This is a genomic window from Brevibacterium sp. (genome assembly GCF_031179145.1).
Taxonomy (GTDB): Bacteria; Actinomycetota; Actinomycetes; order Actinomycetales; family Brevibacteriaceae; genus Brevibacterium.
The window spans coordinates 52,638-77,601 of the sequence record NZ_JAPSIB010000017.1; the positions used below are offsets into that span (position 1 = coordinate 52,638).

Annotated in this window: 21 protein-coding genes; 16 read left to right on the forward strand and 5 right to left on the reverse strand. The window is 67.0% G+C overall.

Features of this window, described 5'->3' with window-relative positions; translation table 11 throughout:
- Positions 1-79: 79 nt before the first annotated feature.
- The 7 genes from mtrA to secA all read left to right on the forward strand — a co-directional run bounded on the left by mtrA (position 80) and on the right by secA (position 9,890).
- Positions 80-760 carry an MtrAB system response regulator MtrA gene (gene mtrA / locus RIT73_RS12875; RefSeq protein WP_309132479.1) on the forward strand — a complete coding sequence of 227 codons (681 nt, stop codon included), beginning with the start codon at positions 80-82 and terminating at the stop codon, positions 758-760.
- Positions 757-2,583, forward strand: a complete 1,827-nt coding sequence (gene mtrB / locus RIT73_RS12880) for an MtrAB system histidine kinase MtrB (RefSeq protein ID WP_309132480.1) — start codon at positions 757-759, stop codon at positions 2,581-2,583. The genes mtrA and mtrB overlap by 4 nt, the downstream gene beginning before the upstream one ends.
- On the forward strand, positions 2,580-4,304 hold the full coding sequence (locus RIT73_RS12885) for an LpqB family beta-propeller domain-containing protein (protein WP_309132481.1): 1,725 nt from the start codon (positions 2,580-2,582) through the stop codon (positions 4,302-4,304). The genes mtrB and RIT73_RS12885 overlap by 4 nt, the downstream gene beginning before the upstream one ends.
- Before the next feature lie 19 nt (positions 4,305-4,323).
- On the forward strand, positions 4,324-5,034 hold the full coding sequence (locus tag RIT73_RS12890) for a ComF family protein (protein WP_309132482.1): 711 nt from the start codon (positions 4,324-4,326) through the stop codon (positions 5,032-5,034).
- 66 nt (positions 5,035-5,100) lie between these two features.
- Positions 5,101-5,754: a ribosome hibernation-promoting factor, HPF/YfiA family gene (hpf, locus tag RIT73_RS12895; RefSeq protein ID WP_309132483.1), complete on the forward strand. Its 654-nt coding sequence runs from the start codon at positions 5,101-5,103 to the stop codon at positions 5,752-5,754.
- A 143-nt stretch (positions 5,755-5,897) separates the two neighbouring features.
- Positions 5,898-7,142, forward strand: coding sequence for a DNA glycosylase AlkZ-like family protein (locus RIT73_RS12900; protein WP_309132484.1), 1,245 nt, complete (start codon positions 5,898-5,900; stop codon positions 7,140-7,142).
- Between the two features lie 57 nt (positions 7,143-7,199).
- Positions 7,200-9,890 (forward strand): preprotein translocase subunit SecA, encoded by a 2,691-nt coding sequence (secA, locus tag RIT73_RS12905; RefSeq protein WP_309132485.1) that lies wholly within the window; start codon positions 7,200-7,202, stop codon positions 9,888-9,890.
- A 52-nt stretch (positions 9,891-9,942) separates the two neighbouring features.
- Here secA and RIT73_RS12910 read toward each other — a convergent pair whose 3' ends face one another.
- Together RIT73_RS12910 and RIT73_RS12915 are read right to left on the reverse strand one after the other, a co-directional pair.
- Positions 9,943-10,389, reverse strand: coding sequence for an Rv3235 family protein (locus tag RIT73_RS12910; RefSeq protein ID WP_309132486.1), 447 nt, complete (start codon positions 10,387-10,389; stop codon positions 9,943-9,945).
- Entirely contained in the window at positions 10,386-11,246 is an 861-nt protein-coding gene (locus RIT73_RS12915) for a LysM peptidoglycan-binding domain-containing protein (RefSeq protein WP_309132487.1), read from the reverse strand. Before RIT73_RS12915 ends, RIT73_RS12910 begins: the two co-directional genes overlap by 4 nt.
- A gap of 149 nt (positions 11,247-11,395) precedes the next feature.
- Here RIT73_RS12915 and RIT73_RS12920 point away from each other — a divergent pair, with 149 nt between their 5' ends.
- The gene (locus RIT73_RS12920) at positions 11,396-11,911 is read left to right on the forward strand and encodes a hypothetical protein (protein ID WP_309132488.1); all 516 of its coding nucleotides are present in this window, start codon (positions 11,396-11,398) and stop codon (positions 11,909-11,911) included.
- A gap of 14 nt (positions 11,912-11,925) precedes the next feature.
- Here the strand turns inward: RIT73_RS12920 and RIT73_RS12925 are convergent, their stop codons facing one another.
- Positions 11,926-12,147, reverse strand: a complete 222-nt coding sequence (locus RIT73_RS12925; RefSeq protein WP_113903293.1) for a helix-turn-helix domain-containing protein — start codon at positions 12,145-12,147, stop codon at positions 11,926-11,928.
- Positions 12,148-12,275: 128 nt separating this feature from the next.
- Here RIT73_RS12925 and RIT73_RS12930 point away from each other — a divergent pair, with 128 nt between their 5' ends.
- From RIT73_RS12930 to RIT73_RS12940, 3 genes are read left to right on the forward strand one after another with little or no spacing between them, the layout of a single operon-like run.
- A complete protein-coding gene (locus tag RIT73_RS12930; protein ID WP_309132489.1) occupies positions 12,276-12,920 on the forward strand; it encodes a hypothetical protein in 645 nt (214 codons plus the stop codon).
- Entirely contained in the window at positions 12,917-14,191 is a 1,275-nt protein-coding gene (locus tag RIT73_RS12935; RefSeq protein WP_309132490.1) for a DNA-binding response regulator, read from the forward strand. Before RIT73_RS12930 ends, RIT73_RS12935 begins: the two co-directional genes overlap by 4 nt.
- Positions 14,192-14,217: 26 nt before the next feature.
- Positions 14,218-14,676 (forward strand): DUF6912 family protein, encoded by a 459-nt coding sequence (locus RIT73_RS12940; protein WP_309132491.1) that lies wholly within the window; start codon positions 14,218-14,220, stop codon positions 14,674-14,676.
- A 38-nt stretch (positions 14,677-14,714) separates the two neighbouring features.
- Here the strand turns inward: RIT73_RS12940 and RIT73_RS12945 are convergent, their stop codons facing one another.
- Complete coding sequence (locus tag RIT73_RS12945; protein ID WP_309132492.1) at positions 14,715-15,191, reverse strand: DUF2505 domain-containing protein; 477 nt, start codon at positions 15,189-15,191, stop codon at positions 14,715-14,717.
- A gap of 142 nt (positions 15,192-15,333) precedes the next feature.
- On the opposite strand from RIT73_RS12945, the gene RIT73_RS12950 reads away from it, so the two are divergent.
- Positions 15,334-20,217 (forward strand): NAD-glutamate dehydrogenase, encoded by a 4,884-nt coding sequence (locus RIT73_RS12950; protein WP_309132493.1) that lies wholly within the window; start codon positions 15,334-15,336, stop codon positions 20,215-20,217.
- Positions 20,217-21,731, forward strand: coding sequence for a histidine kinase N-terminal domain-containing protein (locus tag RIT73_RS12955; protein WP_309132494.1), 1,515 nt, complete (start codon positions 20,217-20,219; stop codon positions 21,729-21,731). The genes RIT73_RS12950 and RIT73_RS12955 overlap by 1 nt, the downstream gene beginning before the upstream one ends.
- A 139-nt stretch (positions 21,732-21,870) precedes the next feature.
- Here the strand turns inward: RIT73_RS12955 and RIT73_RS12960 are convergent, their stop codons facing one another.
- Positions 21,871-22,119, reverse strand: a complete 249-nt coding sequence (locus tag RIT73_RS12960; RefSeq protein ID WP_009374875.1) for a WhiB family transcriptional regulator — start codon at positions 22,117-22,119, stop codon at positions 21,871-21,873.
- A gap of 271 nt (positions 22,120-22,390) precedes the next feature.
- On the opposite strand from RIT73_RS12960, the gene RIT73_RS12965 reads away from it, so the two are divergent.
- The 3 genes from RIT73_RS12965 (at position 22,391) to RIT73_RS12975 (ending at position 24,955) form a co-directional block, all read left to right on the forward strand.
- Complete coding sequence (locus tag RIT73_RS12965) at positions 22,391-22,945, forward strand: gamma carbonic anhydrase family protein (RefSeq protein ID WP_309132495.1); 555 nt, start codon at positions 22,391-22,393, stop codon at positions 22,943-22,945.
- A 91-nt stretch (positions 22,946-23,036) separates the two neighbouring features.
- Positions 23,037-24,461 carry an NAD(P)H-quinone dehydrogenase gene (locus RIT73_RS12970; protein ID WP_309132496.1) on the forward strand — a complete coding sequence of 475 codons (1,425 nt, stop codon included), beginning with the start codon at positions 23,037-23,039 and terminating at the stop codon, positions 24,459-24,461.
- Between the two features lie 146 nt (positions 24,462-24,607).
- Positions 24,608-24,955: a YciI family protein gene (locus tag RIT73_RS12975; RefSeq protein ID WP_309132497.1), complete on the forward strand. Its 348-nt coding sequence runs from the start codon at positions 24,608-24,610 to the stop codon at positions 24,953-24,955.
- Positions 24,956-24,964 lie beyond the last annotated feature (9 nt).

Below are 24,964 nucleotides of genomic sequence, written 5' to 3' on the forward strand. Positions count from 1 at the left end.
GTCCGGCCGCCGGTCGCGGCAGGGCCCGGCCGCGAGTGTCGAAGTGAAAGAACACGTCCCGATGGGAGACAATAGGGGAATGAATGCTCGTATCCTCGTAGTAGATGATGACACGGCTCTGGCCGAAATGATCGGGATTGTGCTCAAGAGCGAAGGCTTCGAGCCCTTCTTCTGCGCCACCGGCGATCAGGCCTTCGACGAATTCCAGACGGTGCGCCCGGATCTGGTGCTCCTCGATCTCATGCTGCCGGGCAAGGACGGCCTCGAGGTCTGCCGAGAGATCCGTGAAGTCTCCTCCGTCCCGATCATCATGCTCACCGCCAAGTCGGACACCGTCGACGTCGTCCTCGGACTCGAATCCGGCGCCGACGACTATGTGCCCAAGCCCTTCAAGCCCAAGGAGCTCGTCGCCCGGGTCCGGGCCCGGCTGCGGATCTCCGAGCCGCAGGCTCCCGAGCTGCTCACCGTGGGCGACGTCGTCGTCGATGTGGCCGGCCACACCGTGACCAAGGGAGGGGTGCCGGTCTCCCTGACGCCGCTCGAGTTCGATCTACTGGTGGCACTCGCCCGCAAGCCGTGGCAGGTGTTCTCCCGCGAGACCCTGCTCGAAGAGGTCTGGGGCTACCGGCACGCCGCCGACACCCGCCTCGTCAACGTGCACGTGCAGAGACTGCGGTCGAAGATCGAACGCGACCCGGAGAAGCCTGACATCATCGTCACGGTCCGCGGCGTCGGCTACAAGGCGGGCCGAGCGGCGTGAACCGGTTCCCGGCCGTCGCCGGTGCCGTCCACAGCAGTGCCGCAGCGATCCGTTCGCTGTGGCACTTCCTGCTGCGGTCGTTCAGTCATTCCCTGCAGTTCCGGATCGTGATGCTCACCATCGTCCTCACCTCGGTGGCCATCTTCGGAGTGGGGACGTACATGTCCCAGCAGATCTCCCGCGGACTCTTCGACACCCGTCTGCAGTCGCTGTCGTCCCAGGCCGGAGGCATCGTCTCCGAACTGCGCAGCCTGGCCCCCGTCGACGGCCGCGCGGTGACGCAGGAGACCCTGAGCTCGCAGCTCAACTCGATCTACAACCGCTCCACCGGATCCCTGTTCTCGCTCACCCTGGAGCCGAAGGACCCGAACTCCTCGTTCTCGACGATCACCGCGGGCACCGTCGTCGGCGATGACCCGCTCCAGGCCCTTCCCGTCAGTGAGGAGCTCGAGGAGTCGATCAACCGGGCCCCGCAGGACGACATGCTCTACCAGTCGGTGAAGCTGCCGGGCACCTCGGCCCCGGGACTGCTCATCACGCAGGAGGTCACGATCCCCGGCGCGGGGCAGTTCCAGCTCTACTACCTCGGCGATTTGTCCGAGCAGCAGGACACCCTCGACTTCGTCCAGAACTCGATGCTCGTGGCAGCCCTCGTCCTCGTCGTCCTCGTGGGCGCGGTCGCGTGGATCGTCACCCGGCTCGTCGTCACGCCCGTGCGCACCGGCGCCGAGGTGGCCAGGCTGATCGCCGACGGTGACCTCGACGAGCGCATGCCCGTCCACGGCAACGACGAGATCGCGGTGCTGGGGGAGAGCTTCAACGACATGGCCGACACCCTCCAGCACCAGATCCAGCAGATGGAGCGGCTGTCCGTCCTGCAGCGGCAGTTCGTCTCCGACGTCTCCCACGAGCTGCGCACCCCGCTGACGACGATTCGCGCCGCCGCCGACCTCATCTACGACGCCCGCGACGACCTCGACCCCGTCACCGCCCGCAGCGCCGAGCTGCTCAACTCCCAGGCCGAACGCTTCGACAGCCTGCTCTCCGATCTCCTCGAGATCTCCCGCTATGACGCCGGCGCCGCCGCCCTCGTGGCCAAACCCGTCGACGTCGGCGCCATCGTCACCTCCGTCGTCGAATCCGTGTCGATGGTCGCCGAGCAGATGTCGTCCCACATCGTCGTCCACGCCCCGTCCTCACCTGTGATGGCCGACGTCGATCGGGTCCGCATCACCCGCATCGTGCGCAACCTCGTCGTCAATGCGATCGAGCACGGGGAGCAGAAGCCGATCGACGTCTATGTCGCCTCCAACGCCGAGGCGGTCGCCGTCAGCGTGCGCGATCACGGAGTCGGGATGACCGAGGAGCAGGTCGAGCACGTCTTCGACCGGTTCTGGCGCGCTGACCCCGCGCGCAAGCGGACCCTGGGCGGATCCGGGCTGGGACTGGCGATCTCGCTCGAGGACGCCCACCTGCACAACGGCTGGCTGCAGGTCTGGGGCAAACCCGGTGAGGGATCGTGCTTCCGGCTGACCATCCCGCGTCGGCCCGACCAGGAGATCACCTCGTCGCCGCTGCCGCTGCCGCCGCGCGATGCGCAGATCCAGGGTTCTGCTCTCGTCGCCGGCCCCCTGTCCTCGGACGGTTCGGTCCGGATCCAGACCGGGTCGATCCCGATCGTCGTCGAAGCCGAATTCGAGTCCCCGACGCATGAGGGCTTCATCGACGAACCCGACGCCCCGGCCGATGAGACAGGGACGACGAGCGGATCGGCCGATGCCGATGCCCACCACGACGCACCCGAAGGAGGCACACCACGATGAGTGCACACAGGATCAGGCCCCGCGTCCGGATGCTGCTCGCCTCCATGTGCGCGAGCCTCGCCCTGGTCGGCTGCGCCTCCATCCCCGTCTCCTCCCCGGTCGGGCACATCGACTCCGGCTCGGCCCAACCGGGCGCCGGAAGCGCCCGGACCCCGGACGGCCCGGCTCCGGGAGCCAGCCCCGCAGACATCGTGCGCGGCTTCCTCGCCGCCGGTGCGGGAACCGAGAACAACTTCTCAGTCGCCCGGTCGTTCCTCACGGAGACCGAGGGACAGGAGTGGCGTCCCCTTGAATCCGTCTCCCTGCTGCCCACCGACGCCGACCTCGACTCGCTCAACTACGAAGTCACCTCGGATCAGCAGCGGCTCAACCTGTCCGCACCCGTGACCGGCCTCGTCAACTCCTCGGGCATCTACCACTCGACGACGCCGGGCACCCGCTCGAACCTCGAATTCTCCCTCCGGCAGGAGAACGGGGAATGGCGGATCTCCTCGGCGCCGGACGGCCTGCTCATCTCACAGGCGACGTTCCGCACGATCTTCCTCAACTACTCGGTCAAATTCTTCACCTCCGACTTCTCCTACCTCGTACCCGACTCCCGGTGGTTCCTGCGGTCCTCGTCGACGCCGACGGCGATCGTCAACGAACTGCTCAGCGGACCGGCCCCCTACATGGTCGGCTCCGTGGTCACGGCGATTCCCGAGGGCGCCAAGCTCAGCGATTCGAACGTGGTGACCATCGAGAACGGCGTCGCCCGGGTCTCGCTCAACGAGCAGACTCCGGCCCCGACCGACCGGGAGAAGGGCCTGATCCGCGCCCAGATCGCCTCCACGCTGCAGGCGGTGCCCTCGATCTCGAGCGTCGAGCTGTCGATCAATGGGCAGCTGGTGTCGGAGAGCCTGCAGCCGGAGATCGACGCCACCGTCAAGGTCGACGACCCGCCCGTGGTGCTGGCGGACGGACGTCTGGCCCGCATCTCGGGAACCCGGCTGACACCGGTCGACAACAGCCCGGACCTGTCGAAAGAGGACCCCAGCGACCCAGCGGTGTCGCTCGACGGATCGCTCTACGCCTACCTCACCGACGGCCGCGACCGTCTGATGCGGCTCAAGGACAACGACCGGAAGGCCTCGCAGATCCTCGGCGGCAAGGACCTCGTGGGGCCGAGCATCGACCGCTTCAACATGGTCTGGACCGCGGAGAGGCAGAACACCGGAGTGATCAGGGCCGTGGGCCCCGACGACAAGGTGTACGAGGTCAACGCCGACTTCCTGGCCGGACGTGAGCTGCTCGACCTGGAGGTCTCCCGGGACGGCACCAGGATCGCCCTGCTCAGCACCCTCGAGGACCAGCCCGCCCGGATCGATCTGGTGGGCATCCCGCGAGACCGGGCGGGGAATCCGACGAACGGGCTGAGCGCGACCCCGATCGAGATGGGATCGAACTTCAACTGGGTCGACGATGTCTCCTGGGCCGGATCGACCTCATTGGTGGCGCTGGCCTCGATGGAGAAGAACGAACCGGTGCAGCCGTTCCGCATCGACGTCACCGCACCGCCCGAGCAACTCGGCGAGCTGCCCGACGGGAGCCGGATCTCGGCCGGCGAGGACGGACGATCGATCCTCGTGACGAGCGACCAGGGAGAGATCTACTCCTACAACTCCAACGCCTGGCAGAAGCTCATCGACATCTCCGCCAAGGATCCCTCCTACCCGGGCTGAGCACCGGGGCGAGTCCTCCATGGGTCTGCTGACCGAGTTCTCAGAGCTCTTCCTGCCCCGCCGGTGCGCCGGCTGCGGGAGGGAGAACGTCTCCCTGTGCACGGCCTGCCTGCACCTCCTCGGCGGAATCCCGCGCGCCATGGAACCCCGCTACGGGACCATCCCGGTCGTCGGGATCGCCGAGTACACTTCGCACCTGTCACACATGGTGGTCAACTTCAAGGACAACGGCCGACGCGACATCCTCGACCCGCTGGCGCTGGGTCTTGCACGTTCCATCACAGCCGCCTTGGAGATGACTCACTGTTCGTCCGGTCCGGTCCTCGTCATCCCCGCACCCAGTTCGCAGCGGGCACGGCGCCGCCGAGGCGGTTCCCACACCGCGGCTCTGGCCCGTCGCGCGGCCGCACTGGCTCCCGAGCTGTCGCTCCAGGTCGCCGATGTGCTGCGGTCGCACAGGCGCCGCGACCAGGTCGGGCTGGGGGCTCGCGCACGGGAGGAGAACGCCTGGGGAACACAGCTCATCGACGCCGGGCAGGTGAATGCGCTGGGACGGACCGCGATTGCCGAAGCGCATATCTCGATCCTCGTCGACGACTTCGCGACGACCGGAGCAACCCTGGCAGAAAGCGCAAGAATTCTGGCATCGGTGCAGATCAGACCCGCTATAGCCGCTGTTATCGGACTCGGCCGGGGAGGCACTCGATTTGTCTCTCCCTTTACTGTATAACGGTGACTACCCATCCAAGGGAATGGGATCGGATTCATCCGACGGACGAGCCGCTAAGGACGCATCATGGACATTGTTGTCAAAGGACGTCAACTGACCATCTCCGACAGCTTTCGCGCCCACATTGAGGACAAGATCGCCAAGGTCGAGCAGCTCGCTCCTCGAGCTCAGAGAGTCGAGGTTCTCGTCGCCCACGAGAAGAACACTCGGCAGCCCGAGACCAGTGAGCGAGTCGAACTGACCGTGGTGGCGAAGGGCCCGGTGATCCGGGCGGAGGCCATGGCGAGCGACAAGTACGCGGCACTCGACCTGGCGTGGGCGAAGCTCGTCGAACGACTGCGCCGAGCCCGCGACCGCAACAAGGTCCCCCGGGCGGGACGGCACCGAAAGGAATCCACCGCCGAGGCGCTGGCGAAGGTGCCGGTCAGCGAATCGACCATCGAGGACTCCGCCCCAACAGAGGCGGAAGCGCCGGCAAACGATCAGACGAACGGCCGGATCAAGGCCGAGGGAGATTCCCCGATCGTCCTCCGCGAGAAGACCTTCGCCGCCGCGCCGATGGGAATCGAGGAGGCGCTCAACCGGATGGAGCTCGTCGGGCACGACTTCTACCTGTTCATCGACGAAGAATCTGCCAAACCATCCGTGGTCTACCGGCGCAAGGGCTGGAGCTACGGAGTCATCGCCCTCGACCACGAGCTCGAGGCCGCTCTTGACTGACTTCCGCTGACCCGGGACCGACCGGGGCCGGCGCGATCGCCGAGGTGGATGTGTCGAACATCCACCTCGGCGATTCCCATGTCCGGGGTGTGGCCCAGCCCGGGCCGATGCCCATGTCCGGGGTGTGGCTTAGTCTTCTTCACATGAGGAAGATGTCACTGGCGGCGGCGCGACGGACGGCGATCGCTGCGACAGGCTTGGATCGCCCACGTCCGGGTTCGGTCACCGCCCGGCACCTGAAGGCGGCGTTCGCGACGATGGGTCTGGTCCAGATCGATTCGGTCGCCCGGGTCGTCCGCTCCCACTACCTTCCCTTCTTCTCACGGCTGGGGCCGTACCCGCGTCCAACCCTCGACCGGCTCCTCCACGAGGACCCGCGGATGGGCGTCGAGTACTGGGCACATGCCGCGGCCTACGTTCCGCCCGAGACCCTGCACCACTTCGAACGCACCCGAACGGAATGGTGGCGGGGCGACTTCGGACAGCGGCACCCCGAGACCGGGCCCGCGTTCCGGGCGCTGCAGCGCTCGCTCCTCGAGGCGCTGGAGTCCGGGCCGATGTCAGCCCGCGCAGCCGCCGAGGTCGTCGACCACGGGATTACCGAACGCAATCGCGGTCACTGGGGCTGGAATCCGAGCCAGGTCAAACTGGCGCTCGAGTCCCTCTTCGCCGCGGGCGTGATCAGCTCCGCGGCGCGCAACGACCATTTCGAGCGGATCTACGCCCTGCCCCGCGACGTCAGCCCCGTCCTCCCACAGCCGACACTGACGTATGGCACCGCAGACGATCCGCGATTGGGCATCGACTCCGCCGACGCCGCTCGCGTGCGCGGGGTCTCGGGAACCACGAACAACGTCCTCGAACTGACCCGGGTCGCGGCCCGCGCGCTGGGAATCGCCCGCGCCGACTGCCTCGCCGATTACTTCCGCCAGCAGCGCAGACCCACCGAGGAGGCGATCTCCGCTCTGCTCGACGCCGGTGAGCTGAGCGAAGTCGACGTCGAAGGGACCAGGGCATTCAAATGGCATGCGGCCAGGGCCCCACGCCAGGTGAGCGCTCGAGCGCTGCTGGCGCCGTTCGATCCGCTGGTCTTCCACCGGCCCAGAATCGAATGGCTCTTCGACTTCCACTACCGGATCGAGATCTACACCCCGGCGGCCAGACGCGTGCACGGCTACTACGTGCTGCCGTTCCTCCTCGGCGACAGGCTGGTCGCCCGCGTCGATCTGCACCGGGACGCCCGTGCGAAGACGCTGCGCGCCCACCGGATCACCTGGGAGCCGGGGGAGGAGCACTGGGACGAGCTGATCGCAGAACTCCGACTGATGGGCAACTGGCTGGGCGCTCAGGCGCTGGACGTGGAAGGCACTCACCTGCCGTTAAGCTAGGGACTATACAGTCATTCGAGTTGTCGTCAGGCTCACGAAGAGCCATTTAGGAGAGAAGTGGCTAATTTCCTCGAGAAGCTTCTGCGGACCGGTGAAGGTCGCACGCTGAAGAAGCTCCGCCGTTACACGGACGCGATCAACCAGCTGTCCGAGGAGTTCAGCGCCATGACGGATGCTGAGCTGCGGGAGGAAACCGATCGCTTCAAGCAGCGCTATGAGGACGGCGAGACGCTGGACTCGCTGCTTCCCGAAGCCTTCGCCACCGTCCGTGAAGCCGCGAGTCGGACGCTGGGCATGCGCCACTTCGATGTGCAGCTGATGGGCGGCGCCGCACTCCACCTCGGCAACATCGCGGAGATGAAGACCGGTGAGGGCAAGACCCTGGTGGCGACGCTGCCGGCCTACCTCAACGCGCTGACCGGCAACGGCGTTCACATCATCACCGTCAACGACTACCTGGCGACCTACCAGTCCGACCTGATGGGACGCGTGTTCCGGTTCCTCGGCATGGAGACCGGCTGCATCCTGGCCAACATGTCCTCGGACAACCGGCGCAGGCAGTACGCCGCTGACATCACCTATGGGACGAACAACGAATTCGGCTTCGACTACCTGCGCGACAACATGGCCTGGTCGGCCGAAGAGCTCGTCCAGCGCGGCCACCACTTCGCCGTCGTCGATGAGGTCGACTCGATCCTCATCGACGAGGCCCGCACCCCGCTCATCATCTCCGGACCCGCCGAGGGCGACGCCAACCGGTGGTACGAGGAGTTCGCGAAGGTCGTCAAACGACTCAAGCCCGACCGCGACTACGAGGTCGATGAGAAGAAGCGCACCGTCGGAGTCCTCGAGCCCGGAATCGAAAGGGTTGAGGACTACCTCGGAATCGGCAACCTCTACGACGCCGAGAACACCCCGCTGATCAGCTTCCTCAACAACGCGATCCGCGCCAAGGAGCTGTTCAAGCGGGACAAGGACTATGTCCTCCTCGACGGCGAGGTCCTCATCGTCGACGAGCACACCGGTCGCGTGCTCAAGGGTCGCCGGTACAACGAAGGGCTCCACCAGGCCATCGAGGCCAAGGAGAACGTCAAGGTCCAGGCGGAGAACCAGACGCTGGCGACGATCACCTTGCAGAACTACTTCCGCCTCTACGAGAAGCTGTCGGGAATGACCGGAACCGCCGAGACCGAGGCGGCCGAATTCATGTCAACCTACAAGCTCGGCGTGGTCCCGATCCCGACGAACAAGCCGATGCAGCGCATCGATCAGCCCGACTTCGTCTACAAGAACGAAGTCGCGAAGTTCGAAGCCGTCGTCGACGACATCGTCGAACGCCATGAGCTCGGGCAGCCGATCCTCGTCGGCACCACCAGCGTCGAGAAGAGCGAGTACCTCTCGAAGCACCTCGCCAAGCGCGGAGTCCGCCACGAGGTGCTCAACGCGAAGAACCACGCCCGGGAGGCCTCGATCGTCGCCCTGGCAGGCCGGAAGGGTGCGGTCACCGTGGCCACGAACATGGCCGGCCGCGGTACCGACATCATGCTCGGCGGCAACGCCGAGTTCATCGCCGTGAGCGAGATGGAGAAGCGCGGACTCGACCCTCACGACAATCCGGAGGAGTACGAAGCACAGTGGCAGGACGTGCTCCGCGCCGCCGAGGAGAGGGTCAAGTCCGAAGCGGAGGAAGTCACCGAGCTGGGCGGACTCTATGTGCTGGGAACCGAACGCCACGAGTCGAGGCGCATCGACAATCAGCTGCGCGGTCGCTCCGGACGTCAGGGCGACCCCGGTGAGAGCAGGTTCTACCTGTCACTGACCGATGACCTCATGCGCCTGTTCGGTTCGGGCGCGGCCGAGCGCATCATGGCCACCGCCAACGTCCCCGACGACGTCCCGCTCGAATCGAAGATGGTCACCCGGGCGATCCTCTCGGCGCAGACCCAGATCGAGCAGCGCAACGCCGAACAGCGCAAGAACGTCCTCAAGTACGATGACGTCCTCAACCGTCAGCGCACCGTCATCTACACCGAGCGCCGCAAGGTCCTCGACGGCGAGGACCTCGCCGAGCAGGTGGCGAAGTTCCGCGAAGAGGTCATCGATGCCTACGTGTCCGAAGCCACGACGGGTCCCGTCGAGGAATGGAAGATCGACGAGCTGTTCGAAGCGCTCGGCAAGATCTACACCCCGTCGATCACCGAGGAGGACCTCGCCGAGGAGCTCGGCGGACTGGGCAAACTGACCAAGAACCGCCTCAATCAGGAGGTCCAGGCCGACATCGACCTCTTCTACCGTCGCCGCGAAGAGGAGCTCGGGGAGGAAGGCACCCGCGAGCTCGAGCGCCGGGTCGTGCTGTCCGTGATCGACAAGCGCTGGCGCGAACACCTCTATGAGATGGACTACCTGAAGAACGGCATCGGTCTGCGGGCGATGGCCCAGAGGGACCCGCTGGTGGAGTACCAGCGAGAAGGCTACGAGATGTTCAAGACCATGCAGGATGGGATCAAGGAGGACGTCGTCCGCCTGACCAACACCCTGCAGGTCACCGTCAACACTCATGCCGGCAACGGAGACGACTCCAACGTCGAAGTGGATGCCGCCGAACTGCGGCACACCACCCCGAAGATGCAGCTCACGGCGCCGTCGGTCGACGGTGCGAGCGCAAGCGACGAGGACGAGGACGAGGTCGAGGAGCCGCAGGCTGCCAACCGCGCCCAGCGCCGTCAGAAGAAGAAGGTCAAGCGCTGATCCGATCGTTCGGCTGATCCGCCGTTCGGTAGAACCGCGATGCGCGGCACCGCTACATCGTCTGCAGCGCAGTCATCGTCCACCGGGTGGTGAGCAGTTCCAAGCGGACTGCCACCGCCCGGAAGCGGTTGTGGGTGCGGACGACGACCGCCACCTCGGCGACCGTTTCGTCGATCCGGCAGACCCTGGCGCTGCCGGCCTGCACCCTCCGGCGGGTTCCGAGATCGCCCATCGGCTTCACGGGTGCCAGCTCCGCACGCAGTCGGGCACGCTGGTCGATCTTCTCCAGCAGCTCGCGGTCGACCCATCGGGCGATGGAATCGCTGCGCCTGACTCCGGCGAACACCTCCAGGCAGGCCACGGCCAGGGATTTGGCGGTGGCGGCGATCCGGGCATCGTCGCCGTCGCCCGGCGCCACTGCGGGAGCCTGCGCCCTCCGGCCGATCGGCCGCGGAGGTTCGGCCGCACGCGGGCGGGTGAGGACCAAAGGGGCGGTCATGGCTGGATCTCCAATCGTTGTCCGGGCATGATGAGATTCGGGTCTGGGCCGATCGTGTCCCGATTGTCGGCGTGGATCTCGCGGACCAGCGCAGCCGCGGTCGAACTGTCCTCGGCGTGCGCGAGCGCGATCGACCACAGGGAGTCACCGGACCGGACAGTGTAGGTTCCCGCAGCGGCAGGACCGTCGACAGGACCGTCGACAGGACCCTCCGCACGACCCGCGGCAGGGCCCTCGGCAGTACCTCCATCCGCATCCCGCTCTGCGCTGTCCTCGTCGCCGCTGTCCCGCTCTGCGCTGTCCTCGCCGCCGTCGGAGTGTCCACCGGTGTCTCCACTTCTAGGAGGCTCGGTCGGCCAGGCGGGATCCAGAGGTGGGTCGGGTTCCGTGTCCCCGGACTCCTCTGTCTTTGCCGGCGCAGTCCTCTCGTCCTCCTCATTCGCGGCCTCCGCCGGGGTGGTCGGCCATCCGGGATCGGGCGGCGAGGCAGCGGAGGACCAGTATGGCTCCGAGGTCAGCGACGCCGCCGCGGTCGAGGGGTGCGGCAGGGCGTGCCCGGCCTGGGCCACCAGTCCCGCCGAGACCACGGCGGCGACGCTGGAGCGCAGCAGCAGCGGGCCGAAGCGCAGGAGCATCGCGCTCAGCCGCCGGCGCAGTCGGCCATGCGGGAGCAGGCGCAGGGACAGGGAGAAGAGCGAGACCAGACCGATCCGGGTGAAGGCCAGCGCTGCGGTTCCGGCGAGGATGAGCACGAGCAGATCCGCAGTCGTCCACGGGGCGCTCAGTCGTGTCCACGCGACGGCATACCCGCCGAGGAGTACCAGCCATGACGACGCACAAGCGATCAGTAAATACACGTTGACTGCCCTTCGTTGGGTTAGTTCACCAACTATGCATTCCGGTCGCGTTTGATGTCAATAGATAATTCTGAACGGAACTGAACACTGCCGACATCTGACAGAGAAGTGTCTTGTCAGCGACTTCGGGCTGGGGCAGGCTTCACTCTATGGATGACCGGATCAACGCGCTGCTCTCGGACCTCGAGGCTATGCACAGCTCACAGGAGGTGCACGCCAGACGGGGTGAGTTGGCGGAGGAGCTGGCGGCGCAGGCTGCTGAGCGGACCCTCGTCGAGCGGCTGCGTGGGAGCCTCGGCCACCCCGTCCAACTCAGGGTGGCCGGGCGCGAGGTCGCCGGCACCGCCGACTTCCTCGGCGCGGGGATTCTCGTGGTGACGGGGATCGAGACCGTCGTGGTCTCCCTGTCCAGCGTCGTCGAGGCGAGAACACGCGCGCGACGGCATCAGAGGGAGGTCGGAGGTCTCGAGCGCTTGGGCATGGGCTCGGCGCTGCGGCGGCTGAGCGCGGCGAGGGAGGAGCTGACCATCGTGCTCACCGGCGAGGGCGGCACGATCCGCGGGCACGCCGAGATGGTGGCCTCGGACTACCTCGAGATCGCCGGGAGGATCATTCCCCACCACGCGATCGCACTCGTGTCGGCGCGGATCAACCCGTTCGCATGAACGCGAGCGAGCCGTCAGTCGTCGATGGAGCCGGACTTGATCTCGTGCTCGGTCCGTTCGTACATGCGCTGGATGTACGCCTCGATCTCGGACTTCTCGACCCGCCACTGCCCGCGTCCGCCCACTTTGATGGCGCGGAGGTCGCCGGTGCGCACCAGAGCCCGGGCCTGGGCGATCGAGACGTTGAGCAGGTCGGCCACATCGGTGAGTGGCAGGAAGCGGTTTTCGACAACCATGAGAAGCCTTTCTCTGTCACCGGTGATCTGATTTTTGCCAAAAGCATTGCTTTGACCTCATTTGATGCTCAATACTATCACTACTACACGGTTTCCGTCAGAGGAAACTTGAGGATTCAGGGGATGCAATGGAGCTCTCGAAACGTTTCCGCCGCCCGCGCTGGACCGATGCCCGTCTGCTCATCGGAGCGGTCCTGGTCGTCCTCGCCGTCATCGCGACCTACCTCCTCATCGAGGCGGCGACATCCACGACGAGGGTCTGGGCCAGTGCGTCCTCCCTGGTGCCCGGTCAGGAAGTCGGCTCCGACGACCTGGTCGTCGCCGAGGTGAACCTGGCGGACGTCGGGGACCGCTACGTCTCGGCCGATTCCCCGCTTCCGCCCGACTCGAGCGTGCGCAGCGTCGTCGCGCCGGGTGAGCTGCTCGCCGCCTCGGTGCTGGTGCCTCTGCCCGAGCTCTCGGGCCGGACGGTGGCGATCGACGTCGCCGGGTCGGTTCCGTCCGGGGTCGACACCGGAAGCCTTGTCGACGTGTGGGCTGTGCCCGAATCGAACGGCCTCGATGAGGTCGAGGCGGAGCCGACGCAGATCGTGACATCTGCGCCGGTGGCTGACATCACCCGGGAGACAGGGAGCTTCGGGGTCGGCGATGGGGCGCGGATCGAAGTCTTCGTCCCGATCGACGAGCTCGCCGGACTGCTCACGGTGCTCGACGGCAACAGCATCCTCTCGGTCGTCGGAGCACCCGGGGACTCGACAGGGACCCGGCGATGACGCAGGTGGTCCTGGCTGTCGACTTCGAACTCGACCTCATCCTGTTCGAACTTCTCAGCGAAATCGAGGACGTGACCACCGTCGCCCGGCCCGCGGACGACGTCGAGCTGCTCGCCCACGCGCGGACGGGCGGTGCCGACGTCGCCGTCGTCGGCCAGTACTTCCCGGGCCTCGATGCCGATGTCGTCGCTGCGATCACGGCCACCGGGACCAAGGTCCTCGGATTCGGCAACGACGCGGACGCCCTCGGATCGCTCGGCGTGACGCGCAGCATCGCCTCGACAGCGGACTCGGCGACGATGCGTGCCGGCCTCGACGAGGTCCTGCACTCGACTCTGGTCCCACCCCGGCCGAGCCGTCCGCCGGGCCCCGAGCGCGGAGCCGGAAGGATCCTCACGGTGTGGGGGACAGGATCGTCCCCCGGCCGGACCGCCACCGCCGTCAACCTCGGCGACCACGCCGCCAGACAGGGACACCGGACCGTCATCGTCGACGCCGACACTGTCTCGGCGATGGTCGCGACCAGCCTGGGGCTGACCGAGGAGTCGTCCCACCTGGCGAGTCTGTGCCGACGGGAGGCCGAGAAGAACCCGCCGGTGGACGTCGAAGATGTTCCGCACGCGGTCATCTCCGCGGACCTTCACGCGGTCACCGGGCTGACCCGCGCCGACAGATGGCCGGAGGTGCGCGCGGGGACCCTGACCGCGGTCCTGAACCGGCTGGCGACGATGTACGACCTCGTCATCGTCGATGTCTCCGACCGCTGCGACCCCGACGACGAGTTCGCCGATCCGTTCTACGATCGGCACTGCGCCACCCGGGCGGCCCTGGACGCGGCGGACACCGTGCTCGTCCTCGCCGCCGGTGACCCGATCGGACTGCAGCGACTGGTCAGGCTGCTCGGCACCGAGCGGGCCGAGCGGATCAGGGAGAAGTCGCGCCTTGCCATCACGAAGGTCAGGGCAGGAGCCGTGGGGCACCGTGCCGAGGACCGGATCCGGGAAGTGCTGACGCGATTCCTCAGTGCTGCGCCCGACTTCGTCTTCAGCGACGACCGGTCGGGACTCGACGCGGCGATGCTCGCCGGACTGACCCTGCACGAGGCGAACCCGAGGTCGCAGCTGAGCCGAGAATTCGCCGAGGCGGTTGAGGAGCTGGTCCCGGCGCGCACCCGCTCACGCAGACACCCCGGCACGCCCGACAGCGGTCGGCGGGGTGCCGGCAGGAGCGCTCGACGGAGACTGCGGGGGTTCGGCGCGGCGAAGTCCTAGCGCGGCGAAGTCTTAGGATGGGGGGCATGGCCATCCGCTGCTACATCCCGACGACCCTGTCCGCGCTCGAGACGGCGGTCGACTCCGGCTATGCCGTTGCTCCCGACGCCGAGGCCCGCGGATTGCGCGGCGAAGAGGGGGAGGCGAAGGAGTTCGACGCCCTGTGCATCGCCGCGGCACTCGCCGCCACGGAGGCGCTGGAGGGTCGCGATGGATCAGCGCCACCCTCCCCGCGTGCCGTGGTTGCCTTCGACGCGCCGGAGACGTGCCCGCGGGAGATGCTCATCGAAGGATTCGAACTCGTCCGCCTCGAGAGGCTCGACCCCAGCGCCATGGTGAGCATCCACGTCGACGAGCCCGATGTCTGGGAGCGTGCGGTGGCCGTGGCCGAAGCCGAGGGTCTCGAGGCTGCGGAGGACCACCTCGGCGACTCGGATCTGCTCTGGTACGACGTCACGGAACTGCCCGATCTGCTCCGGCCCTAGCCGTCCGGGCCGATCTGCTCCGGCCGCGTCCCCAGCGGCTATGCCGCGAACGTCGCCAGTCGCTGACCCAGCTTCTTCTCGAGCACGGGAGCGACGGCAGACTCGATCATTGAGCCGAAGAGCGGGACCGAGGAGCTGATCTCCGCTCGCACATCCACGGCGGTGCCCGCTCCCGTCCCGCTTGCGTCCCTGTCGATGAGGGTGATGAGCGCATCGATCTCGACGGGAACGCCCGCCGCATGAGCGGTCATCCGGACCTCCGTCGATGCGCCGACGATGTCGCCGGGCAGAATGTAGACCTCGACCAGCTCGGCGCTGCTCGGCAAACGCGACGCCAGCGCCTCGGGCAGGTCCGAGGCCGACATCGGAGTCGTCACCTCGACCCTGGTGTCGGCGTCGAGGCGTTCGAGCCGGGCTCGGGATCCGAGCGAGTCCCAGAGCGCGGCGTCGGAGAGTCGGGCCAGGAAGGCTGAGCGGTCGAGTGACGTCTCGCGGTGCAGAGTCAGAGTTCGCATGCCTCCAGTCTGCCAGCCGGTGCGGCGACCGCGGCAGAGGTCCGTCCGGCGTGCCTTTCCCGGCGTTTGAGCATAGTGTTGGTCGTGGCGATTCTGACCCGGATCGCATTCTCAACTGTGCATTGATCGTAGAGGTGGCAAGGTGTCTCAGGTCTCGTATTCGGAGATTGCAGAAGAGTGGAGGAAGCTCAAGGGGCAGGCGGCCCCGGAGAACTTCATCGAATCGTACTTTCCGCGTTTTGACCCGGGCGCTCCCGAGACCGCACCGCAGGCGATGGCCGCCGCGGCGGCTCACCACTACGCCCTCGGACTCGAGAACGACGGCACGGCGCCTGTCATCGAGATCTGCAACCCGCCGGTCGACTCCCCGGAGTTCCTCGGCAATCACACCGTCATCGCGATGGTCCTGGCCGACATGCCGCACCTCGTCGCCTCGATCGTCAGCGATCTGGCAACCGCAGGCCACGCGATCCGCCTGGTCCACCATCCGATTCTCGCCGTCGACGGGCACGGATCGCAGCTGACGGTCCTCTCCCGCGCCGAGGCGCCCGCCGTCTCCGCGGACACCGCCGGCCTCCCGTTGGTGAGTGAGATGACGGAGACGCCCGCCACGGACATGCCCGAGCAGCAGTCGTGGATCCGGATCGAGATCGATCGCATTCCCGAGGCGGAGTTCGGCGACCTCGAGGAGCGGCTGCGCAGCGTGCTCTCCTACGTCAGCGCCGCCGCCGGCGATGCCCGTGCGATGGCCGACAAGGCCCGCGAGATCGCCGCCGAACTCCAGGCGAAGCCGCCGCGACCCGAGCTCGCCGGTGAGGCCGAATCCGCCGCCGAGCTGCTCACCTGGCTCGACGGGCACTTCACGTTCCTCGGCTACCGCGAATACGACTACTCCCAGACCGATGGCCACAGCGAACTCGAACCTCTCGAGCACACCTCGTTGGGCATCTCCGCCCTGCGCCCGCTGACGAAGTCCCAGCTGAACTCGGCCGTGGCAGCGAAGGCGCTCGAGCCGCACGTGCTCGTGCTGACGAAGGCGAACTCCCGGTCCCGGGTCATCCGCGGTTCCTACATGGACTACATCGGCGTCAAGACGTTCGACGAATCCGGACGGATCGTCGGTGAGCGCCGCTTCGTCGGCCTCTTCAAGCCTGAGTTCTACAACGACAGCGTCCTCAACATCCCCATCATCAACCGCAAGGTCCGCAAGATCCTCTCCGCCAGCGGGTACCCCTCCGGGTCCCACTCGGCCAACGAGCTCCTCGGGATCCTCGAGACCTACCCGCGCGATGACCTCATGCACGACAGCACCGAGGCGATCTTCGACATCGTCATGCAGATCGTCGACATGCAGGAGCGTCGCCAGACCCGCGTGTTCATCCGCCGCGATCCCTACCAGCGCTTCGTCTCGGTCATCCTTTATCTGCCCCGCGACCTCTACGACACGGGTGCCCGAGTCCGGGTCCAGGAGGTGCTGCGCGACTTCTACCATGCCCAGAGCGTCGATTTCGATGTGCTGCTCTCCGAATCCGCGCTGGCCCGCATCCACTTCGTCGCCCGCGTCTCCCACTCGGGTGCGCTGCCCGAGATCGACGAGGACGCCGTGAAGAACCGGATCGTCGGCGCCGTGCGCTCCTGGTCCGAGGACGTCCACGCCTTCCTCGCCCCGACCGAGAGGTGGGACACTGGCAACTCCATCGCCCGGGCCAACACCTGGTCGAAGGCGTTCCCTCCCAGCTACAAGGAACACCACACTCCGGCCGATGCGGTCGCCGACGTGGAGCGGTTCGAGGCCCTGGAATCGGGCCGCGGCCCCTCCGTCCACCTTTACCAGCCCGCTGCCGACGACAACGCCTCGGTGCGGTTGGCCCTGTACCGTCGCGACCGCATCGGGCTGTCCGGGGTGCTTCCGTTCCTCACCGCATTCGGCGCCACGGTCCTCGACGAGCGGCCGCACGAACTCGACATGCCCGACGGCAGCCACCGCTACATCTACGACTTCGGGCTCAAGTTCGACGAAGACCTCGACGATGCCGACTACGAGCGGATCGCCGCGGCCTTCATGGCCGGCTGGGAGGGCAAGAAGGAGGCAGGCGTCTTCGACCGCCTCGTCGTCTCCGGCCTCGACTGGAAGCACGTGACGATCATCCGTGCGCTCGGCAAGTACCTGCGCCAGGCCGGCTTCACCTACTCCGACGCCTACGTCGGCGAGGTCTACAGCGCCAATCCGGTGATCTCGGGCCTGCTCGTCGACTACTTCACCGCGAAGTTCGACCCCGCGGTCGACGATTCGACGCGTGAGGCGAAGATGGAGGAACTCAACGAGTCAATCGAATCGACGCTGACCGAGGTGGCCAGCCTCGACGCCGACCGAGTGCTGCGCTCCTCGCTCGAACTGCTCCGCGCCACCGTGCGGACGAACTACTACATCGACGAGTCCGGCGACCTGCCGACCGCGCTCGTGCTCAAGATCCGCCCTACGGAGCTCAGCTTCGTCCCCAAGCCCAAGCCCGCCCTGGAGATGTGGGTCTATTCGCCGCAGGTCGAGGGCGTGCACCTGCGCTTCGGCACGGTGGCTCGCGGCGGACTGCGCTGGTCGGACCGTCGCGACGACTTCCGCACCGAGGTGCTCGGACTCGTCAAGGCCCAGATGGTCAAGAACGCGCTCATCGTGCCCACGGGTGCCAAGGGCGGCTTCTTCCCGAAGCAGCTGCCCCCGATGACGGACCGCGATGCATGGATGGCCGCCGGCCAGGCCGCCTACGAGGTGTTCATCGAAAGCCTGCTCGAGGTCTCCGACAACCTCGTCTACTCGGGCGGCGTCCAGCAGGTCGTCCACCCCGAGAGGGTTGTCCGTCACGACGGAGACGACTACTACCTCGTCGTCGCCGCCGACAAGGGGACCGCCCGCTTCTCGGACGTCGCCAATGCGATCGCCGAGCGCCGCGGATTCTGGCTCGGCGATGCCTTCGCCTCTGGCGGCTCCGTCGGGTACGACCACAAGAAGATGGCCATCACCTCGCGCGGAGCGTGGAAGTCTGTGGAGAGGCACTTCCGCGAGCTCGGCCTCAACACCGCAGAGGACGACTTCACCGTCGTCGGCATCGGTGACATGAGCGGCGACGTGTTCGGCAATGGCATGCTGCGCAGCGAGCACATCCGCCTCGTCGCCGCCTTCGACCACCGCGACATCTTCCTCGACCCCAACCCCGACGCCGCCCGCAGCTACGTCGAGCGTCAGCGTCTCTTCGACCTGCCGCGCTCGAGCTGGCAGGACTACGACCGCGAACTGATCTCGGCCGGAGGCGGAGTCTTCCCGCGGTCGGCGAAATCGATCGACCTCAGTCCCGAGGCCGCCGAGGTGCTCGGAGTGGCCGCCGGCAAGCGCAGTCCCGCGCAGCTGATGTCCGAGATCCTCAAAGCTCCCGTCGACCTGCTCTACAACGGCGGCATCGGCACGTACATCAAGTCGAGCGACGAAACCCACGGCGACGTCGGCGACAAGGCCAACGACTCGATCCGCATCGACGGCCGTGAGGTCCGCTGCCGGGTCGTCGGTGAGGGCGGCAACCTCGGCGTGACTCAGCTGGGCCGCGTCGAGGCCGCGCTGCACGGCGTCGCGATCAACACGGATGCCGTCGACAACTCCGCCGGCGTCGACAGCTCCGACCACGAGGTCAACATCAAACTGCTGCTGCGGACCCTGCTGCAGAAGGGCGTCTTCGAGGCGGCCGACCGGGAGAAGGTGCTCCTGTCGTTCACCGACGAGGTGGCGAACAGCGTGCTGGCCAACAACTACGCCCAGAACGTCGTCCTCGGCGAGGCCCGCGCGCAGACGCGGTCGATGTCCGGCACCTACGGTCGCATGCTCACCTACCTGGAGAGGCACGCCGAGCTCGACCGGGCGGTCGAATTCCTGCCCGGCCCCGACGAACTCGCGCAGCGGGACTACCCGTACTACGTCTCGCCGGAGCTGGCCGTGCTGCTGGCCTACGCGAAGATGCACGCCGCCGACGAGATCCTCAGCAGTGAGGTTCCCGACGAGGACTGGATGAAGCGGGTCGCTGTGTCCTACTTCCCGGACGCCCTGGTCTCCGAGTACGGGGATCTCATTCCCGAACATCCCCTGCACAGGGAGATCGCGACGACGAAGCTCGTCAACCGGATGGTCGACCGTGGAGGTCTGACCTACATCTACCGGATGCTCGAGGAGACCCCGGCCTCGGTTCCGCAGATCGCGAGGGTGTTCGTCGTCGTGTCCGAGATCTTCGACCTCGACGAGTTCTTCGACTCGGTGTGCGCCCTCGACAACGTCGTGCCCACCGATGTCCAGGTCAAGCTCCAGCACGACTATGTGCGTCTGCTCGACCGATCCTCCCGCTGGCTGGTGCAGCAGGCGCCGGACACCCTCGACGTCGATTCGGGCATCGAGAAGTACGGACGGGTCGTCAAAGCCCTGCGCGCTCGGGTTCCTGAGCTGGTGCGCGGCTACGACTCGGCGGTGATGTCAGCCAAGGCCGAGGAGTACATCACCGAAGGTGTGCCCTCGGATCTCGCTTGGCGCGCCGCTGCGCTGCTCGACGAGTTCGCGCTCCTCGACGTCGCGCAGCTGGCCTCGCGGTCGAGTGAATCCGCTGAGGACGTCGCCGAGGTGTACTACGCCGTCAACGACAAGTTCTCCGGCTCGCAGATGCTCAGCCTCATCGGCGGTCTCGACCGCAGTGACCGGTGGTCGGCTCTGGCCCGCGGTTCTCTGCGTGACGACTTCTACTCTGCGATCCTGTCCGTCGCCGGCTCGGTGCTCTCGGCCACCCGGTCCCCGGTCTCAGGGACCCCGGAGGAGCGGGCCGATCAGCGTCTGCTCGAATGGCTCGACCGCAACGAGACCGTCGCGGCCCGGGTGCTCGAGACGATCGAGACCGTCCTCGGCCTCGAGACCGTGACCCAGGCGCCTCTGTCCGTGCTGCTGCGCATGATGCGCGGAGTGGTGCGGTCGTCGGACTGGGAATCCGAGCACAGCGCCTGATGCTCGGGGAGCTCCTCGCCGCGGAAGGCATCACCGACGAATCGGATGTCGAGTACATCCACCTGCTGGTGGGGGACTGGCAGCTGATCGCCGACCTGTCCTTCGCCGACCTTGTCCTGTGGGTGCCCTCGACGGGCGGGACCTACACCGTGGTCGCGCACACTCGTCCCACGACCGGGGCGAGTGTGTTCAACCGCGATCTCCTCGGAGCCCGGGCCACCGGTCTCGAACGTGAGCTTCTCACCGCCGCCATGCACGCCGACGGTCTGGTCACCGAGGTCGCGGAGGCCAAGTGCATGGGGGTCAACGCCGCCACCGAGGACACCGCAGTGACCGCCGAGGCCGTGCCCCTGGTCCGGCACGGCGAGACCATTGCGATCATGGTGCGGTATTCGGAAGAGGTCCGCCGCCGCGGATCGTCCCGGCTGGAGCGGTTCTACCGCCAGGCGGCGATGTCGCTGCTGCAGATGATCGCCCAGGGGGCGTTCCCCGATCGGGACGCCCCCACCGGTGCCCGCCACGGCGACCCGCGGGTGGGTGACGGGATCCTGCTCCTGGATCGGGACTCACACGTGACGTATGCGTCCCCGAACGCATTGTCCCTGGTCCACCGGCTGGGGCATGCAGGGGCGATCGAGGGGGCCTACCTCGCCGAGGTGGTCTCGAGCCTCACCGACGACCTCCGTCAGGTCGACGAGACCCTGCCGCTGGTGCTCACCGGTCGTGCCCCGTGGCGCACGGAGCTCGAGGTGGGGCGGATGAGTGTGTCCCTGCGCGCGATTCCGCTGACCGACCACGGGGCGAGGACCGGTGCCATCGTGCTCGCGCGGGACGTGTCCGAGATGCGCCGCCGGCAACGGGAGCTCCAGTCGCGGGATGCGATGATCAAGGAGATGCATCACCGGGTGAAGAACAACCTGCAGACGGTGTCGGCGCTGCTGCGTCTGCAGACCCGGCGCATCGACGAACCGGCGGCCAAAGCCGCCCTGTCGGAGGCGATGCGGCGGGTCTCGATCATCGCTGTCGTCCACGACGTGCTCAGCCAAGGTGTGGAGTCCGAGGTGGACTTCGACGAGGTCGTCGACAAAGGGCTGCGCCTGACGCCCGAGCTGACCAGTCCCTTGGTGCAGATCACGCTCAAGCGCTGCGGCAGCTTCGGCACCATCTCCTCGGCGGATGCGACGTCTCTGGCGCTGGCGATCACGGAGCTGATCACGAACGCGATCGAGCACGGGTTCCCCGTCTCGGAGCAGTCGAACCTCGCCCCGGGGGAGACCCTCAACGGCCACGTATGGGTGACTCCGGAGCGCAACGGCGACCACCTGCGGGTGACGATCGCCGATGACGGTGTCGGGCTCGGGGAGTCCCAGAGTCCGGGGAACGGTCTGGGCACTCAGATCGTGCGCACCCTGGTGTCGGCCGACCTGGCCGGGTCGATCCAATGGCGCGAACGTGAGGGTGGCGGGACCGAAGCGGTCCTCGACGTTCCGCTGCGGGCGGACACCTACGACTGAGCAGGCGGTTCGCCGAGGTGAGCAGCTCGGTCGGTTCGCGAAGTGCGCCGCTCAGCGGGCCGGACGACGAAACCCGGCTCGGTTGCGCAGTTGGTGATCTGCGCGACCGGCCGGGTCTGAGATGTCGTGGGGGTGGCGCTCAGCCGGCCCGACGGGCACGAGCGGCACGACGCTTGAGTGCGCGGCGCTCGTCTTCGCTCAGTCCGCCCCAGACACCGGCGTCCTGGCCGGATTCGAGGGCCCACTGCAGGCATGTCTCTGCAACTTCACAACGGCGACAGACGGTCTTGGCCTCTTCGATCTGGAGAAGTGCCGGACCGGTGTTTCCGATGGGGAAGAACAGTTCCGGATCCTCGTTGAGGCATGCGGCACGGTGTCGCCAATCCATGGTGACCTTTCGACGGTGGTGAAGATGAACTCGGTGCGCAGCAATGGCCGGCGCAACTCTCTCAGTCAAGGTTCACACAAGCGTCATGGGGGCACAAGGGTGTGGCAGTGTGAAATGTCTGACAAATAAATCGCCCATTCTCCTGCTACAGGACCATCGAACGCAAATCGACTCGTGCCGCATCCGTCATGGTGAGACGGCGGATAGACTGACGGTGACCAGCGCCGCCACACTCGTGGCGGCGGGCAGGAGACGACCCGACGGAGGGCTCATGACCACTGAGGATCAACCGCAGGCGCGCATCATCAGCGTGGCCGGACACACACCTCGGATCGAGCCGGGGGCGTTCATCGCCGCCGGAGCCACCCTCGTCGGCAACGTCCATGTCAAGGCCGGTGCCAGCGTCTTCTATGGGTGCGTGCTCAGAGCGGAATCCGCGCCGATCACGATCGGCGAGGACTCGAACGTCCAGGACAACACCGTGATGCACACCGACGAGGGTCGTCCCGTGACCATTGGGGCGCGGGTGTCGATCGGCCACCAGGCTCTCGTTCACGGGGCGACGGTCGACGACGATGTTCTCATCGGCATGCATGCGACCGTCCTCAACGGCGCCCACGTCGGTTCGGAGTCGCTCGTCGCCGCCGGGGCGATCGTGCTCGAGGGCACTGAGATCCCACGTCGGTCGTTGGTTGCCGGGGTCCCCGCGAAGGTGCGACGGGAGATGACTGCCGAGGGGGTGGAGAAGGTGCGGGAGAACGCACAGTCCTACCTGCGGATCTCCGCCCTGCACAGGGACACCGCAGAGATCGTCCCCGCCCCCTGACCCCATTCGCGCCCGCTGACCCCGTTCGTGCCCGCTGACCCCATTCGCGCGCCATTCGCGCCCGCGACCCGAGATTTGAGAGAATTGCCCCGTGAACACACAATTCGAATCCGCTGCAGGTCGAGTCATCATCATCGGTGGAGGCCCTGGAGGCTATGAAGCCGCCCTGGTCGCCGCTCAATTGGGCGCAGACGTCATGCTCATCGAGGCCAACAGGTGCGGCGGCGCTGCCGTCGTCACCGACGTGGTGCCGTCGAAGTCCCTCATCGCCACCGCCGAGATGATGGATGAGATCTCGGGGTCGTACAAGCTCGGCATCCGCATCGCCGGAGTGGACGAGGCAGACGATGAGGGCGGCACGGTCAGCGCCGACCTCAAGGCGGTCAACAAGCGCATCATGAACCTCGCCGACGCCCAGGCGACACACGTCTACGAGGGCTTGGTCCGGGCCGGGGTCAAGGTCATCAAGGGCCGGGCGACCCTGGCCGACCGGGATCGGGTCACAGTCGTCGAGGCAGGCGGCACCGAATACGAACTGGAGGCCTCGACGATCCTGCTGGCCGTCGGCGCCCATCCGCGCGAGCTGCCCAGCGCCCAGCCCGACGGTGAGCGGATCTTGAGCTGGACTCAGCTCTACGACCTCGACACCCTGCCCCAGCACCTCATCGTCGTCGGATCCGGTGTCACGGGTGCGGAGTTCGCCTCGGCGTACCGGGCGCTGGGCGTGAAGGTGACACTCGTGTCGTCGCGTGACAAGGTCCTCCCGGGGCAGGACGAGGACGCGGCGGACGTCCTCGAATTCGTCTTCCGCAACAAGGGCATGAACGTCCTCTCCCGGTCGCGGGCGCAGTCGGTCGAACGCACCGATTCCGGAGTGCTCGTGACCCTGGCCGACGGGCGTCGGGTCGAGGGCTCGCACTGCCTGATGGCGGTCGGATCGATCCCCAACACGACCGACCTCGGGCTCGAGGCGGCAGGGGTCAAGGTCAGCGAATCGGGGCACATCGCCGTCGACGGCGTCTCGCGCACCTCCCGTCCGGGGATCTACGCTGCCGGTGACTGCACCGGCGTGCTGCCCCTGGCCTCGGTGGCCGCGATGCAGGGCCGGATCGCCATGTCGCACGCACTCGGGGACGCGGTCCAGCCGCTCAAGCTGCGCAACGTCGCCTCGAATGTGTTCACCGCCCCGGAGATCGCGACCGTCGGCTTCACCCAGAGCGACTACCGCGACAACCCCACCGACATCGACACCGTGATGCTTCCCCTGGACACGAACCCCAGAGCCAAGATGCTCGGCATCAAGGACGGGTTCGTCAAGATCTTCGCCCGCCGCGGCTCGGGCTCCATCCTCGGCGGTGTCGTCGTCGGCCCGCGCGCCAGCGAGCTCATCCTCCCCATCACCATGGCTGTCGAGAACCGCCTGACCGTCGATCAGCTCTCGGCCTCCTTCGTCGTCTACCCGTCCGTGAGCGGCTCCCTGACCGAAGCGTCGAGGAAGCTGCACCGTCACCTCTGAGGCTGCGGCGACCGGGAGGTTCTTGGCAGCGCACGGCTGCTCGCGAGAATTCTGCGGCTCACCTGTCGATGTCGGCGGTGCTCGTCCGTCATATCGATGTCGGGCACTTCCGCCCGGCCCGAGATCTCCTTCGAAAGGGGAGAGCGATGAAGTATGTGCTGCTGCTCATGGGCGACCACCAGGATGCCGAATGCGGTGACCAGTCAGGGCCCGATCCGGCCGAGTTCATGAAGTTCGACCAGGAGATCACCGAGGCGGGCGTCGTCGTCGGCGGGTTCGCCCTCGAGGGCCCCGAGACCGCGGTGAGAGTGAGCGCGGACTCGGAGTCCGAGGAGCTGCTGGTGACCTCCGGCCCGTTCGCCGAGACGGGGGACTTCGTCGGCGGGAGCTATGTCATCGAGGTCGCCGACATCGACGAGGCCATCGCCTGGGCGAAGAGGAGCCCGGGAGCGCGATTCGGTCACATCGAGATCCGGCCCGTCGCCGAGTACTGAACCGACGCC

Coding starts and splice junctions, on each gene's coding strand:
- RIT73_RS12945 (WP_309132492.1), bottom strand. CDS start 15,191: ATGCGAACTCTGACTCTGCACCGCGAGACGTCACTCGACCGCTCAGCC.
- RIT73_RS12920 (WP_309132488.1), top strand. CDS start 11,396: ATGGATGACCGGATCAACGCGCTGCTCTCGGACCTCGAGGCTATGCAC.
- hpf (WP_309132483.1), top strand. CDS start 5,101: ATGGACATTGTTGTCAAAGGACGTCAACTGACCATCTCCGACAGCTTT.
- RIT73_RS12960 (WP_009374875.1), bottom strand. CDS start 22,119: ATGGATTGGCGACACCGTGCCGCATGCCTCAACGAGGATCCGGAACTG.
- RIT73_RS12925 (WP_113903293.1), bottom strand. CDS start 12,147: ATGGTTGTCGAAAACCGCTTCCTGCCACTCACCGATGTGGCCGACCTG.
- RIT73_RS12900 (WP_309132484.1), top strand. CDS start 5,898: ATGAGGAAGATGTCACTGGCGGCGGCGCGACGGACGGCGATCGCTGCG.
- RIT73_RS12975 (WP_309132497.1), top strand. CDS start 24,608: ATGAAGTATGTGCTGCTGCTCATGGGCGACCACCAGGATGCCGAATGC.
- RIT73_RS12885 (WP_309132481.1), top strand. CDS start 2,580: ATGAGTGCACACAGGATCAGGCCCCGCGTCCGGATGCTGCTCGCCTCC.
- mtrA (WP_309132479.1), top strand. CDS start 80: ATGAATGCTCGTATCCTCGTAGTAGATGATGACACGGCTCTGGCCGAA.
- RIT73_RS12935 (WP_309132490.1), top strand. CDS start 12,917: ATGACGCAGGTGGTCCTGGCTGTCGACTTCGAACTCGACCTCATCCTG.
- RIT73_RS12955 (WP_309132494.1), top strand. CDS start 20,217: ATGCTCGGGGAGCTCCTCGCCGCGGAAGGCATCACCGACGAATCGGAT.
- RIT73_RS12930 (WP_309132489.1), top strand. CDS start 12,276: ATGGAGCTCTCGAAACGTTTCCGCCGCCCGCGCTGGACCGATGCCCGT.
- RIT73_RS12890 (WP_309132482.1), top strand. CDS start 4,324: ATGGGTCTGCTGACCGAGTTCTCAGAGCTCTTCCTGCCCCGCCGGTGC.
- RIT73_RS12965 (WP_309132495.1), top strand. CDS start 22,391: ATGACCACTGAGGATCAACCGCAGGCGCGCATCATCAGCGTGGCCGGA.
- RIT73_RS12910 (WP_309132486.1), bottom strand. CDS start 10,389: ATGACCGCCCCTTTGGTCCTCACCCGCCCGCGTGCGGCCGAACCTCCG.
- RIT73_RS12940 (WP_309132491.1), top strand. CDS start 14,218: ATGGCCATCCGCTGCTACATCCCGACGACCCTGTCCGCGCTCGAGACG.